The organism is Gilliamella sp. wkB171 (genome assembly GCF_001693755.1).
Taxonomy (GTDB): domain Bacteria; phylum Pseudomonadota; class Gammaproteobacteria; order Enterobacterales; family Orbaceae; genus Gilliamella; species Gilliamella apicola_F.
This window is the reverse complement of the sequence record NZ_LYST01000043.1, coordinates 413,668-428,612: the sequence shown is the minus strand read 5'-3', so window position 1 is coordinate 428,612 and position 14,945 is coordinate 413,668. Positions and strand designations below refer to the sequence as shown.

Here is a 14,945-nt window from a genome sequence, read left to right as displayed (position 1 = left end):
ATCTTCGACTATAAAATAAACCAAAAAACGTGATTTTAATCACAAAAAATAAAAAATATAGATGAAAAATTTATTAACAAGTGAAAATATGTTTAACCAATATTATTGGTAAACAATTATCTATGGTAGAAAACAATGTTAAATTTATTAGGTGTACCTTCATCAATTCACAATAAACCTTCTTATAACAGAGATAACATGATCGCACGTATTGTCCATTTAGGGTTTGGTGCTTTTCATCGCGCGCATCAAGCTCTATTTACCGATCGATTATTGAATCGAGGTAAGAGTGACTGGGGTATTTGCGAAGTTAATATTGTGGGCGGTGAACAATTAATTGATGATATTCGCAAGCAAGATCATCTTTATACAGTTTTAGAAAAAGGCGCAACGACTAAAGAAGCATTCATTATTGGCAGTGTAAAAGAATCATTGTTAGCGACGAGTGATGGTATTGATACGATTTTGGAAAAGATGGCTGATCCTATTGTTGAGATTGTATCATTAACAGTCACAGAAAAAGGCTATTGCATGTTACCCGGTGGTTCAGGTTTAGATTTGAATAATGCGCTGATTAAGGCTGATTTGGCTAATCCATCTAAGCCAATGTCGGCTCCGGGGGTGATTGTTGAAGCGCTTTATCGAAGAATGCAGCGAGGATTAAGGTCATTTACCGCACTATCTTGTGACAATATTCCAGAGAATGGATTGGTATTGAAAAAAGCGATTTTAGGTTTAGCTAATGCTCGTGATACTCAGTTAGCTTCGTGGATTGAGGCAAATACTACTTTTCCTTGTACGATGGTTGATCGCATTGTACCGGCTGCAACATCTGAAACGTTGACGGAAATTGAACATGCTTTGGGTGGAATGTTTGATCCATGTGGTATTGCTTGTGAACCGTTTATCCAATGGGTGATTGAAGATAATTTTGTGACGAATCGACCTAATTGGAATGAAGTCGGTGCAGAATTTGTTGATGATGTCGTTCCTTATGAAGAGATGAAACTCAGAATGTTAAACGGCAGTCATTCATTTTTAGCTTATTTAGGTTATTTAGCGGGTTATAAACATATTAATGATTGTATGAATGATGTGAATTACAAAAAAGCAACATTACATCTGATGCTGAAACAGCAAGCGCCGACACTTCATGTTCCTTCTCATGTTAATTTACAGCACTATGCGAATAAACTGATTGAAAGATTTAGCAATCCATCTCTTAAACATAAAACGTGGCAAATTGCTATGGATGGTACCCAAAAATTACCACAACGCTTGCTTGATTCAATCCGTTGGCATATTAGTCATCATTCTGATTTTTCATTACTGGCTTTAGGTGTGGCAGGTTGGATGCGTTATGTTGGGGGCGTTGATGATAATAATCAGGCTATTGATGTTCGCGATCCAATGTTAAATGAGCTTAATAACTTAGTTAAATCCAGTCCAGACGGACTTGAAAGAGTTGATGCTTTGCTTAGCCTTAATGCTGTGTTTGGAACCGATTTACCAAAAAACGCATTATTTAAACAAAAGGTGAGTGAGTATTATCTTTCTTTGATGCATAAAGGCGCAAAACAAACAATCAATGATTTAATAATCTAATTTGGATAAGACAGCATGAAAAGTTTTTTAGATGATAATTTTTTATTACAGACTGATGCAGCACAAAGGCTTTATTTTGATTATGCTCAAGATCAACCTATCTATGACTATCACTGCCATCTTTCACCAAAAGAAATCGCGGAAAATAAAAATTTTCGTAATTTAGCTGAAATCTGGTTAGCAGGAGATCATTACAAATGGCGAGTACTACGTACTGCGGGTATTAATGAAAATCTAATAACAGGTAATGCTACTGATTATGATAAATATCTAACTTGGGCAAAAGTTGTGCCATTGACGCTAGGTAACCCAATTTATCATTGGACTCATTTAGAACTAAAACGCCCATTTGGTATAAAAAATATTCTTCTTAATGAAAACACCGCCGAAAGAATTTGGTTGCAAGCAAACGAGCTGTTGGCGACAAAAGAATTTTCTACCCAAGGCATTTTAAAGCAAATGCAGGTAAAAGCGGTAGGCACAACTGATGATCCAATTGATTCTCTTGAATATCATAAAAAAATTAGTTTGGATAATGCGTTGGAAACTAAAGTTCGCCCAAGTTGGCGACCTGATAAAGTGTTTAAAATTGAGTTATCCGGATTTACAGATTATATCGCTCAACTGGGTGTAGCTGCTGATATTGAAATTAATAGTTTTGAGAAACTGCGTTGTGCTTTGATAAAAAGGTTAGATCATTTTGAACAACATGGTTGTCAAGCAGCTGATCATGGTATCGAAATATTGCGTTATGCCGATATTCCTCCTGAAAAACAGCTTGATCACATTCTAACAAAGCGTTTAATGAATCAATCTTTATCCGAAGTAGAAATAGCCCAATTTAGTACCGCTATTCTTGTGTGGTTAGGTAAGCAATATCATCAGCGTAACTGGGTTATGCAATTACATTTAGGCGCGTTACGAAATAATAGTCAACGAATGTTTAAAATACTTGGGCCCGATGCTGGCTTTGATTCTATTGGTGATAGGCCAATAGCTGAACCTTTATCCTCGCTGCTTGGTTTATTAGATTTGACCGATCAATTACCTAAAACCATTTTGTATTGTTTAAACCCACGTGATAACGAAGTGATAGCTACTATGGTGGGCAATTTCCAAGGCTCGGATATGGCGGGTAAAATCCAATTTGGTTCGGGGTGGTGGTTTAACGATCAAAAAGATGGTATGCAGCGTCAATTGATGCAGCTTTCTCAAATGGGGTTATTAAGTCAATTTGTGGGAATGTTAACTGATTCTCGTAGTTTTTTATCTTTTACAAGGCATGAATACTTTAGGCGAATTTTATGCAATATGATTGGTGATTGGATGGAAAATGGTGAAATCCCTGCGGATTTTGATTTGGTTGGGAATATGGTTAGGAATATCTGTTTTGATAATGCTCATCGTTATTTTCAAACTAAAATCCATAAATAATATGCCAATGTAACGCTATACGCAAAGCTTTATGTGTTTGACTAACTGTGTTGTTAAATGTTTTAAATAAATTGATACCAATTAAGAGGTTGTCTAATGAAAACGTTAAAAAAATGGATATTTAAAAAAGAGCAAAATAATTGTATTGAACTTTTAGTGGATGAGAAATACAACTTTTGCTTATACGTGTTAGAAGAAAGAATGTTCCGAGTCTTAATTAAGCGACCGGATAGTTTATCATTAGACAGAACTTGGAGTATTGCGCCGAATGGTGATGTGCCATTAGAGGGACGCGATAGATTAAGTAACGAAGGTTTTTCACTACCAACATATCAATTATCACATTCAGATAATCAAATAACAGTTAGCACACAACATTTACGCGTGACAATTAAGCAACCACTGTCGTTAATGTGGGAGTATAAGAACAAAAATCAACAATGGGAGCTTCTGGTTGAAGATAGAAGTACCAGTGCATATCTAATAAACCCGCATGGTGATGGTATTGCACATTACCAACGAAGGTATCAAGATGAACAATACTATGGTTTGGGTGATAAAGCTGGGGATCTTAATCGTGCAGGTCGTCGCTTTGAAATGCGTAATCTTGATGCAATGGGGTATAATGCTAAAGATACCGATCCACTTTATAAGCATATTCCATTTACCATTACGCACCGTAATCAAGTCAGTTTTGGACTGTTTTATGATAATTTAAGTAGTTGTTGGATCGATTTAGGAACAGAACACGATAATTATCACTTGCCATATCGTCGTTATCAGGCTGAAGCGGGTGACATCGATTTTTATATCTTTTTAGGTCCTAAAATTATCGATGTGACGAAATCTTTCATTAAACTGACGGGTAAAATTTTTTTTGGTCCTAAATGGAGTCTAGGGTATAGTGGTTCAACAATGTTCTATACCGATGCCCCTAACGCTCAAGAACAAATGCAAAATTTTATTGATTTGTGTAAAGAGCATGGTATCGCTTGCGATTCATTTCAACTCTCTTCGGGATATACATCAATTAATGGTAAACGTTATGTGTTCAATTGGAATCATGATAAATTCCCCGATCCAAAAGCGTTTACACAATCTTACCATGCTGCGGGTTTGAAAATTGCAGCCAATATTAAACCTTGTTTGTTACAAGATCATCCTAAATATAAAGAAGTGGCTGATAAAGGACTATTTATTAAAGATTCGGAAATTGATGCTCCTGAACGCTCAATGTTTTGGGATGATGAAGGCTCTCACTTAGATTTCACCAATCCACAAGCCTATAATTGGTGGAAACAAAACGTTACTGAGCAGCTTTTAGAGATGGGAATTGACGCGACATGGAATGATAATAATGAGTTTGAAGTGTGGGATGGTGAAGCTCGTTGTCATGGCTTTGGTCAGCAGATTGCGATAAAACATATTCGTCCAGTTATGCCTTTACTTATGTCTAGAGCTTCAATGGAAGCACAACAAAGCTATAATCCAACTATTCGTCCTTATTTAATTTCTCGTTCAGGTTGTGCGGGTATTCAACGCTATGTGCAAACATGGTCGGGGGATAATCGTACCAATTGGCAGACGCTGAAATACAATATACGCATGGGCTTAGGCATGAGTTTGTCCGGTCTATATAATGTCGGGCATGATGTCGGTGGTTTTTCGGGTGATAAACCGGATGCAGAATTATTTGTACGTTGGGTACAAAACGGCATTATGCACCCGCGTTTTACCATTCATTCTTGGAATGATGATCATACCGTCAATGAACCATGGATGTATCAAGAAGTTACGCCGATTATTCGCGATACAATCTGCCTTCGATATCAATTATTACCTTATTTTTATAATTTACTCTGGGAAGCCCATCAACATGATGAACCAATGTTAAGACCAACATTTTTAGATCATGAACATGATTTACAGACGTTTGTTGAAACTGATGATTTTATGATTGGTCAGGATTTATTAGTGGCAAGTATTGTTGAACCGGGTCAACGTCAGCGAGTCGTTTATTTACCTGACAATCAGGTTGGTTGGTATTGTTATCATTCTCATCAGTGGTTTAGTGGTAAACAGTCAATCACTTTACCCGCGCCATTAGAATCATTTCCATTGTTAGTTAAAGCGGGTTCGATTATTCCTGTTTCAAAACGCCTAGCTTATGTGAATCATAAACTCGATGATTATCGAGAGTTTAAAGTTTTCCCAGCTAAAGGTATTCATACATCTCAAGGTTGTTTTTTTGAAGATGATGGTGAAAGTTATGCTTATCAAAATGGTGTTGGGTTATGGATCAATTGGCAGTTAGTTTCGACTAATGATCGAATAGATCTTCGTTTGAAAGCCAATGGAAGTTATATTCCAGCTTGGCAAGAGCTGGTCATTACCTTACCAAAAGGAGAATTGCGTAAACTTTATATTAACGGTGAGCCAGTAAATAAGGTTAATTTAAGTGCAATAAGCTAATGTACTTACTTACACTACGCTTTATAACAAAACGTTTTAAAGTGTATAAATAATTAGTATTTAAATATGAATTAAAAGATAAATTTTCAATTTATTGGTGCTTTTATTAGGATTAATAACATTTGATTTTACTTTTTTGTATCAACTATTTAATGTCACTGATGCAAGAGTATTATGATTCTGGAATAAGAAAAATTCAGAACACAAATTTTAATCTTGATAAAAGTCACCTTATTTTGAAATTTATTTTCTATTATGTCTTAATGAAGATTTAAAAAACTGTAAATCCATTTTTATAGCAGGACATTTATTATGAAATAAGGTAAATTATTTACTGTTGTATTTTATATACAAAGTTAATGTGACATTAAAAATGTAAGGATAAACATAATAGATGCGTTATAACCAGCCACAAATATTACCGTCAATTTTGTCACAACAATCTTGGTTATCTGAGATAAAAGAAAGAACATTTGCATTGGCTAAATTAGCGGATGTGATTAATGAGTTATTGCCTTCTCCATTACAACAGCATTATAGAATTGCGAATTATCGCCAAGGTGTGCTAATTTTAGAGGTGAGTTCAGCTAATTGGTTAACTCGATTAAAATATGAGCAAAATCATTTACTATCGGGTATACGTAAAAAAGTTTTACCGTCTTTATCTTCTATCCAATTTAAAATTAATCCCGACCTGTTAGTTGGTTCATCAATAATGAGTGACAATGCATTGAAAAGTGCCAGTGCAAGCCGCATATTAACTACTCAGAGTGCAACATACTTGTATAGTTTGGCGGAAAGTGCGCCCGATAAATTAAAAAAACAATTGATTAAACTTGCTAACCATGCAAAATAAGTAAAACAATTGAACGATAATGTATATACTAGAACAAAATAAATACAAGGAGTGAAATATGGATAAACAGATGATGATTTATCTGGCGATTGGTGTAGTAATTGGTTTTATTATCGGGTTTATTTTAACTAATATGTTTAGTAGAAAAGGCCGTGAGTTTGCAAAAGTAAAACGTGAACTTGAACGTACACAAGAAGAGCTTAAAACACAAAAACAGACTATTGTTAAACACTTCTCACACAGTGCAGAAATATTAGATAATATGGCTAAAGAGTTTCGTCGCCTTTATCAACATATGGCTGAAAATTCAGGTAAATTCTCGTCTGATGATGATATCACTGCTATCGCTTTAGATATGAATAAAGATCCGGATATTAAAACAGAAATCACACTTGAAAAACAACCTAAAGACTATTCTGATAACCCTTCTGGTTTATTTAAAACAGACGAAAATAAATCTTAACTAGTTCTAACTCTTTTCGCCAGTGTTATCTGGCGAAACATTAATGTAAAAAAATCAATTGTTAAAAACGAGAGTGTTTTATGATTAATAATTCTTTACGAAAACCAAAAAAATTATTCAGTGCAATTGCATTAACGTTAGGTATGGTCTTATCAGGGTTACCCAATGCCTATGCTACTCTCCCTGCCATTTCAACGGGAGATAACGCATCACAACCTAGTTTAGCGCCTATGCTTGAAACGGTATTACCTTCTGTCGTTAGTATTAAGGTAGAAGGAACAGCACAAATGCAAACTAATATTCCGGAAGAATTTAGACGATTTTTTGGTTATCCAGATAGCCAATCAAGATCTTTTACCGGTCAAGGATCGGGCGTGATTATTGATGCAGATAAAGGCTATATTGTCACCAATAATCATGTAATTGATAATGCCGATACTATTACTGTGGTATTAAATGATGGTCATGAATATAAAGCAAAATTAATTGGTAAAGATCCACAAAGTGATATTGCCTTATTGAAGGTTGAAGATGCTAAAAAATTAATTGCCATTAAATTAGCTGATTCAGATAAAATGCGCGTAGGTGATTTTGTGGTCGCCATTGGTAATCCATTTGGAATTGGTCAAACTGTTACTTCCGGGATTATTTCAGCCTTAGCGCGTAGTGGGCTAAATATGAATGGTTTTGAAAACTTCATTCAAACCGATGCTTCAATTAATCGTGGTAATTCAGGCGGTGCATTAGTGAATTTAAACGGCGAATTAGTTGGCATTAATACAGCAATTATTGCACCTAGTGGTGGCAATGTTGGTATAGGGTTTGCGATTCCAAGTAATATGGTAAAAAACTTGACGTCTCAACTTATCGAATACGGTGAAGTTAAACGTGGCGTACTTGGCATTAAAGGTAATGAGTTAACTTCAGATATCGCCAAAGCTTTTGACCTTGATGTGCAAAAGGGAGCTTTTGTAAGTGAAGTGATTGATGATTCAGCCGCTAAAGATGCAGGTATAAAATCTGGTGATGTCATTATATCAATGGATGGCAAACCAGTTGATAGTTTTGCGGAATTACGCGCTAAAATTGCCACTACTGGCGCAGGTCGAACCGTAAAATTAGGTTTGATTCGTGATGGTAAAGAGATGACAGTAGATGTTAAACTAAAAAATAGTGATGAATCTTCAACTGAAGCTAAATCATTACATCCTGCTCTTGAAGGTGCAACATTAAGCAATGGTGATGTTAAAGGTAAAAAAGGGGTATTAATCGAAAGTATTGCTAAAAATTCGCCAGCATCACGATTAAGTTTACAAGAGGGCGACCTTATTACTGGTGTAAATAAAGAAAGAATCAATAATATTGCTGATTTACGTAAAATTATTGATAGTAAACCATCTGCTATTGCTTTAAATATTGTGCGTGGTGATAGCCAGCTTTATCTTATTTTACGCTAATTAACGCGTTAGCTACATTTCGCCGATAATATTATCGGCGAAAACTTAAATTCTAACCTATCATTAGTTATGATAAAATCATCACTATTCATTCTTATCTAGATACCTCTAATAATGCTCAAAAAATTTTTATGGCCAATGTTGATTGGTGCGGTTTTAGCGATTGTATTATTAATTATTTTTCCATCCTTGCGTAATGGAACTCAGTCAAATTTTCCAAGATCGATTTTTAATAATGATCCGATGAGTTATTCAGATGCGGTAAAAGTTGCTGCGCCAGCGGTAGTTAATATTTATAGTCGCTCTATTAATTCTTTGCCCAAACAACCTCAAGATAGTGCAATTACGCCATTGGGTTCGGGTGTAATCATGAGCGACCATGGTTATATTATTACCAATTATCATGTGGTTGATGGTGCAGAACAAATTATTGTCGCTTTACAAGATGGTCGAATATTTGAAGCTTTATCGGTTGGTACTGATAAACTTGTTGATATTGCGGTATTAAAGATTGAAGCAAGTAATATTCCAACTATACCTATTAATCCTAATCGCGAACCTAAAATAGGTGATGTGGTTCTCGCCATTGGTAATCCCTATAATATTGGGCAAACGATCACCCAAGGTATTATTAGTGCGACAGGTCGTGATGGATTAAGTCCTTATCGAAGACAAAACTTTATTCAAACAGATGCATCAATTAACCATGGTAATTCAGGGGGAGCATTAGTTAATAGTAAAGGTGAATTAGTCGGTATTAATACCTTAACATTTGCTAAAAATCTAGGTAATGAAGTGCCTGAAGGTATCGGTTTTGCTATTCCTACCGCCTTAGCGGTTAAAATTATGAATAAATTAATTCAAGACGGTAAAGTGATTAGGGGCTATATCGGTATTGATGGGTTAGAGTTTGCCCCGACTCAAAATCCGAGTGATCCACCGGTTGTATTAGGCATTTTGGTGACTAATGCGGAAGGGCCGTCATTACAAGCGGGTGTTCAAGCTAATGATATTTTGATTATGGTCGATAATAAACCGGTCAAATCCATTGTTGAAACGATGGATAGAATTGCAGAGTTGAAACCGGGTACAACAATCCCCATTATTGTATTACGCAATGGAGAAAGAATTGAACTTCAAGTGACAATAGGTCAATTACCAGTTTAACTATTTTGTTACTTGATTATAGCCACTATTGGGCGTATAATTTGCGCCCTTATCATGTTTTTTTAACACTCGTATGGTGTTTAGATTTTGCTTTTAGCCATCTATATAGCGATACGAACAAACTTTAGAGGTTTATTATGAAAGAAGGTATCCATCCTCAATATACAGCTATTACAGCAACTTGTTCATGCGGTAATGTGATTAAAACACATTCAACTATTGGTCACGATATTCATCTTGACGTATGTGGTGAGTGCCATCCATTCTACACTGGTAAACAACGTGATGTTGCAACTGGTGGACGTGTAGATAAATTCAAACAACGTTTTGCTATGGTTGGCGGCAAAAAATAAGATTGTAATGAATCATTATCAAAAAAGGCGCTTAATGCGCCTTTTTGTTTTTACTATGCTTTGAAATTTCATTTTATTCATCGATTAAGTTAGGATCAATGCCTAAATTGCGCATAATTTTTTGAGCTTGCATTGGAATAACATCTTCACGATCTTTTTGTAAATCCTCATCACAAGGTAGAGGTTGACCAGTGTAGGCATGCAAAAAGGCTTCACATAATAATTCACTATTTGTGGCATGGCGTAAATTATTTACCTGTCGGCGAGTACGTTCATCAGTTAATATTTTTAGGACTTTTAACGGAATTGACACTGTAATTTTTTTTACTTGCTCACTTTTCTTACCATGCTCTGCATAAGGGCTTATATATTCGCCATTCCATTCCATCATTGTTCACCAGTATTACATTACAATTAATGTGGATAATTTTATCGTTTTTTTTTAATAACTGCAATCTACACATCGAGACAGTTAGACGTCTAGACATGTTGACGGCTTTATTTATTGTGCTATTCTTATACAAAAGGTATCTAATAATAAATAAACGTTTTAGGATGATATTATGGCTAGCCAATCAAAAAATTTAAGCCAAGGAACAATTGCTGTTCGTGGTGGATTAAATACTGATGATCAATATGGAAGTGTTGTCCCTGTGATTACCCCTTCAACTTGTTACCGCTATCAAGAGTTCGCTACACCAAGACAATTTGATTACGCGCGCAAATCTAATCCAAGTCGGCGATTAGTAGAACAAACTGTTGCTAAGTTAGAAGGTGGGGCTGATGCAATTTTGACTAATTGTGGTATGTCAGCTATTCATTTGGTTAGTGTTGCATTATTAACGCCCAATGATTTAGTTGTGGCACCTCACGATTGTTATGGTGGGAGTTATCGCCTTTTTAATAGTTTAAGTGAGCGAGGTTATTTTAAAGCTAAATTTGTCGATCAATCCGATCCTATCGCATTAAAACAAGCATTGAGTTTAGGGCCTAAATTAGTTTTAATCGAATCTCCGAGTAACCCATTATTACGCGTGGTGGATATTCAAGACATTACTCGTCAAGCGCATGAAGCCGGCGCTATTGTTTTGGTTGATAATACTTTTATGACGCCTATCTTACAAAAACCTTTAGAACTTGGTGCCGACATTGTCACCCATTCTTGCACTAAATTTTTAAATGGTCATTCTGATTTATTGGCAGGAATTTTGGTGTTTAAAGATCAACAACTTGCAACAGATGTGTTATGGTGGGCAAACAATATTGGTACCTTGACTTCATCATTTGATAGTTACCTGTTATTGCGTGGTTTACGTACTTTAGCTGCTCGAGTGAAATTACAACAAGATAATGCGCAAAAAGTAGTGGAATTCTTAGTTAATCATCCTAAAGTAGCAAAAGTTTATCATCCATCATTACCTTCAAATCTTGGACATGAAATAGCTAAAAAACAACAAAAAGGCTTCGGTTCATTGCTAAGTTTTGAACTTGCAGGTCAAGCAGATGTTATGCCAAAATTCTTAAAAGCTCTTAATATTTTTACTTTAGCGCAATCATTAGGCGGTGTAGAAAGTTTAATTTGCCATCCTGCAACGATGACGCATTCTGGAATAAGTGCAGAAGCGCGTAAAACTGCTGGTATTTCAGACCAGTTATTGCGTATTTCAGTAGGGTTAGAAGAAGTAGATGATTTATTAGCTGATTTACAGCAAGCATTATCGGTTATTTAAACTATTTTTTAGATGATATGGGGATGATGACAAATTATTATTTTCATTATTCCCATTGCGATTAATAGCGCTAAGTTTGGTGACTTAAGTCGCTAAATTAAAATAGTCATTCGTCATTTTTTCGATAGCTGCAAGCATGTCATCAACAGTATGTTTTCTGCTTCGACCACATACCTTAGCCATATCTTGACATACCAAACATTGTCTGGATTGATATCCTAATTGCGTACGTGAAACACTTTGCTCAGTTTTCGCATCAATAACATCGATATCCCATAATCGACCTAATGGATGATTGTTTTCAATTTCGATACAAAGCTGTTTTAATTGATCACTTGGGCATTTGACTGAAATTATTGCTTCATAGCCTGTTAACTCACAGAATTGCTCTTCATGCATAATTTGAAGCGTATTTTTTGCTAATAAGTGGTGAATAGCAGTTATCGCCTCTTTAAACAATACGTTAGCACCAGTACTATTTTTTATTGGGCCTGGAATGACTAAACTAAGCGAAATAAGTGGAAAAGGGTAACACTTAATTGCGTTACGTTGATGCTCGACTCGCTGTTCTTTAGCCAACAACATCTGTTCAAGGCAAACTGGTGTGCCGTCATCGAATTTCAATAATATATTATTCATAATAAAAAAGCATGGCACAGTTAAATGCCATGCTATCAAGTGATAAATTAATCTTTAACTTGACGAACAACATCAATGACTGAACCATCACGGAAGTGAACAATACCCACAATTTTATCTTCAAATTCAATTGGTTTTGGTTCACCCGTTAATGAAACAGCACGTTGATATAGCTCTTCAATGCTCATCACTGGTAAATTTGCTGCTTTTAAACGTTCTGCTATTTCAGGACGAGCAGGATTAACCGCAATACCATGATCGGTCACAAGTACATCAACACTTTCACCTGGCGTTACAATCGTGGTGACTTTTTTAATGACTGTAGGAATACGGCTACGGATCAATGGTGCAACAATAATGGTTAAGTTTGCACCGGCTGCTGTATCACAGTGACCACCTGACGCGCCACGCATAACGCCATCAGAACCGGTTAAAACATTAACGTTATAATCAAGGTCAATTTCTAGTGCACTTAGGATAACAATATCTAATTCATCAACACTTGCACCTTTAGATGCAGGGTTAGCATAGACATTTGTTGATACTTCAATATGATCTTTATTTCTACCTAAAGATTGACCGGCTGCGCCATCAAAGCTTTGTGTATCTAATAAACGTTTTACTAATCCTTTTTCATGCAAATCAACAATACTTGCTGTGATACCACCTAATGCAAATGATGCAGTGATATTTTTAGCGCGCATACGATTTTCTAAAAATCGCGTTGCCGCGGTTGAAGAAGCACCAGAACCGGTTTGGATAGAAAATCCATCTTTAAAATAACCTGAATACTCAATTACATCAGCTGCGTAACGTGCAATCATAAGCTCACGTGGATTGCTGGTAATACGCGCAGCCCCTACGCTAATTTTAGTTGGGTCACCAACCTCATCAACTTTCACAATATAGTCAACTTGATCTTGGCGAATAGATGCAGGATGGTTAGGATAACCAACGATATCTTCAGTAAGTAATACCACTTTTTTAGCAAATTGGGCATCAACCATGGCATAACCTAGCGCACCACATTGTGATTTACCTGATACACCATTAGCATTACCTTGCTCATCAGCAGTTGAAACAGCTAAAAATGCGATATCAATATTAATTTCACCACTTTGGATAAGTTTTACTCGTCCACCATGTGAATGGATATGGACAGGATTTTCCATTAAACCATGTGAAATTGCATCAGCCAATTTACCTCGTAAACCAGACGTATAAATTTTGGTGATCACGCCTGACTCAATATGTGGAATTAGTGCTGAGTTACAGCTTAACAATGAGCTTGAAGCTAATGTTAAGTTTTTGATACCTAACTTACTAATTGTCTCGACAACTTTGTTAATAACCTTATCACCTTCACGAAATGCGTGATGGAAAGAGATGGTCATGCCGTCACGTAATTCACATTTGTGTATTGCTTGTTCAATAGAATCACATAATTTTCGTGTGTATTTAGACTCATCTTTTAAATAGGGAGTGGTCGTATTTGCGTCAATAAATGGCGTAATATTCTTGAGATCGGGATGCTGTTTAAGCAAATCATCAATTTTTTTGTTTATAGAAGTAGTCATTTTGTCATCCTATCAAAGTTCTTTACGTACACCGGAATATTTTGCTAACTCAATAACTTTTCTAGCGCGTTCAATAATCGGTGCATCAATCATTTTGCCATTTAGAGAAATAACGCCTAGGCCTTTTCTTTCTCCTTCTTCTGCTGCTTCAACCACTTTTTTAGCATTTTCAACATCAGCAGCTGTTGGCGCATATGCATTATGTAGTAATTCGATTTGTCTTGGATTAATCAGTGATTTACCGTTATAACCTAGTTTTTTAATTAGGCTAACTTCTTTTAAGAAACCTTCATCGTCATTAACATTGGAATAAACCACATCAAAGGCATCAATTTTTGCCACACGTGCTGCATGTAAAACTGCACAGCGAGCATAAAACAGTTCGGTACCATCACCACGCTCAGTTTGCATGTCAACCAAATAGTCAAATGCAGCTAGCGCAATACCGATTAAACGAGGAGAAGATTTAGCAATAGAAACAGCATTAACCACACCTTGTGCAGATTCGATTGCTGCCATTAACTTAGTACTACCAACTTCACGACCACACTCTTTTTCAATTCGTTCAACGTGTGCTTCAAGTTCATGAATATCGTCTGCTGAGTTTGTCATTGGTAAACGAACCACTTCAACACCGGCACGTACCACAGCTTCAAGATCTTTTAAACCAAATGGCGTATCTAACGCATTAATTCTTACAACCGTTTCGATACCATGTTCTTTATAAACAGGTAGTAATAATGTTTGTGCAACTAATAAGCGAGCCGAATCTTTTTCTTTAATTGAAACCGCATCTTCAAGGTCAAACATGATTGAATCTGGTTTATATACGAAAGAAGTTGATAACATTGCTGCATTTGCGCCCGGAAGAAATAACATACTTCGACGTAATCTTTTCATAGTAATTTACTCCAATCTAAGTTTTCTTCGTCAGCGCCGCGTAATACTGCACATTGAATTCTTGCTTTAATCGCGCAATCTAGCGCACCTTTATCATCGATAATTATCATGCCATCGGTTACATTCAGATCACGTAATGTTTGATCGACAACAGCACGAATTTGATCGCCGAATTGTTTATTAACATCGCTATTAATAACAATTTCTATCCCTGTATTTGGCATAACTTTGACTAACAAATCACTCGATTCGAGAGTCCCAGCCATGGCTTCTTTTTGTATTTTCATTTTTT

Annotated in this window: 14 protein-coding genes; 9 read left to right on the top strand and 5 right to left on the bottom strand. The window is 36.0% G+C overall.

What is annotated here, in order from left to right; genetic code table 11:
• Window positions 1–135 precede the first annotated feature (135 nt).
• The 8 genes from A9G03_RS08020 to rpmE all read left to right on the top strand — a co-directional run bounded on the left by A9G03_RS08020 (window position 136) and on the right by rpmE (window position 9,807).
• Window positions 136–1,605, top strand: a complete 1,470-nt coding sequence (locus A9G03_RS08020; RefSeq protein ID WP_065798882.1) for a mannitol dehydrogenase family protein — start codon at window positions 136–138, stop codon at window positions 1,603–1,605.
• A 15-nt stretch (window positions 1,606–1,620) separates the two neighbouring features.
• The gene (uxaC, locus tag A9G03_RS08015) at window positions 1,621–3,039 is read left to right on the top strand and encodes a glucuronate isomerase (protein ID WP_065798881.1); all 1,419 of its coding nucleotides are present in this window, start codon (window positions 1,621–1,623) and stop codon (window positions 3,037–3,039) included.
• 96 nt (window positions 3,040–3,135) lie between these two features.
• Window positions 3,136–5,511 (top strand): glycoside hydrolase family 31 protein, encoded by a 2,376-nt coding sequence (locus tag A9G03_RS08010; protein WP_065798880.1) that lies wholly within the window; start codon window positions 3,136–3,138, stop codon window positions 5,509–5,511.
• A 394-nt stretch (window positions 5,512–5,905) separates the two neighbouring features.
• Complete coding sequence (locus tag A9G03_RS08005; protein ID WP_065634729.1) at window positions 5,906–6,367, top strand: DUF721 domain-containing protein; 462 nt, start codon at window positions 5,906–5,908, stop codon at window positions 6,365–6,367.
• A gap of 58 nt (window positions 6,368–6,425) precedes the next feature.
• A complete protein-coding gene (locus A9G03_RS08000) occupies window positions 6,426–6,830 on the top strand; it encodes a YhcB family protein (protein ID WP_065634730.1) in 405 nt (134 codons plus the stop codon).
• Between the two features lie 80 nt (window positions 6,831–6,910).
• Entirely contained in the window at window positions 6,911–8,287 is a 1,377-nt protein-coding gene (locus A9G03_RS07995) for a Do family serine endopeptidase (protein ID WP_065634731.1), read from the top strand.
• 114 nt (window positions 8,288–8,401) lie between these two features.
• Complete coding sequence (gene degS, locus A9G03_RS07990; protein ID WP_065634732.1) at window positions 8,402–9,454, top strand: outer membrane-stress sensor serine endopeptidase DegS; 1,053 nt, start codon at window positions 8,402–8,404, stop codon at window positions 9,452–9,454.
• 137 nt (window positions 9,455–9,591) lie between these two features.
• Window positions 9,592–9,807: a 50S ribosomal protein L31 gene (rpmE, locus tag A9G03_RS07985; protein WP_065634733.1), complete on the top strand. Its 216-nt coding sequence runs from the start codon at window positions 9,592–9,594 to the stop codon at window positions 9,805–9,807.
• A gap of 73 nt (window positions 9,808–9,880) precedes the next feature.
• On the opposite strand, the gene metJ is transcribed toward rpmE, so the two are convergent.
• Window positions 9,881–10,198 carry a met regulon transcriptional regulator MetJ gene (gene metJ, locus A9G03_RS07980; protein WP_065634734.1) on the bottom strand — a complete coding sequence of 106 codons (318 nt, stop codon included), beginning with the start codon at window positions 10,196–10,198 and terminating at the stop codon, window positions 9,881–9,883.
• 172 nt (window positions 10,199–10,370) lie between these two features.
• Between metJ and metB the strand changes: the two genes are divergently transcribed.
• The gene (metB, locus tag A9G03_RS07975) at window positions 10,371–11,537 is read left to right on the top strand and encodes a cystathionine gamma-synthase (RefSeq protein ID WP_065634735.1); all 1,167 of its coding nucleotides are present in this window, start codon (window positions 10,371–10,373) and stop codon (window positions 11,535–11,537) included.
• 84 nt (window positions 11,538–11,621) lie between these two features.
• Here the strand turns inward: metB and citX are convergent, their stop codons facing one another.
• From citX to citD, 4 genes are read right to left on the bottom strand one after another with little or no spacing between them, the layout of a single operon-like run.
• A complete protein-coding gene (gene citX, locus A9G03_RS07970) occupies window positions 11,622–12,176 on the bottom strand; it encodes a citrate lyase holo-[acyl-carrier protein] synthase (RefSeq protein ID WP_065634736.1) in 555 nt (184 codons plus the stop codon).
• Between the two features lie 47 nt (window positions 12,177–12,223).
• Entirely contained in the window at window positions 12,224–13,753 is a 1,530-nt protein-coding gene (gene citF / locus A9G03_RS07965) for a citrate lyase subunit alpha (protein ID WP_065634737.1), read from the bottom strand.
• A 12-nt stretch (window positions 13,754–13,765) separates the two neighbouring features.
• Entirely contained in the window at window positions 13,766–14,653 is an 888-nt protein-coding gene (citE, locus tag A9G03_RS07960; RefSeq protein ID WP_065634738.1) for a citrate (pro-3S)-lyase subunit beta, read from the bottom strand.
• Window positions 14,650–14,940, bottom strand: coding sequence for a citrate lyase acyl carrier protein (gene citD, locus A9G03_RS07955; protein ID WP_065798879.1), 291 nt, complete (start codon window positions 14,938–14,940; stop codon window positions 14,650–14,652). The genes citE and citD overlap by 4 nt, the downstream gene beginning before the upstream one ends.
• Window positions 14,941–14,945: the final 5 nt, after the last annotated feature.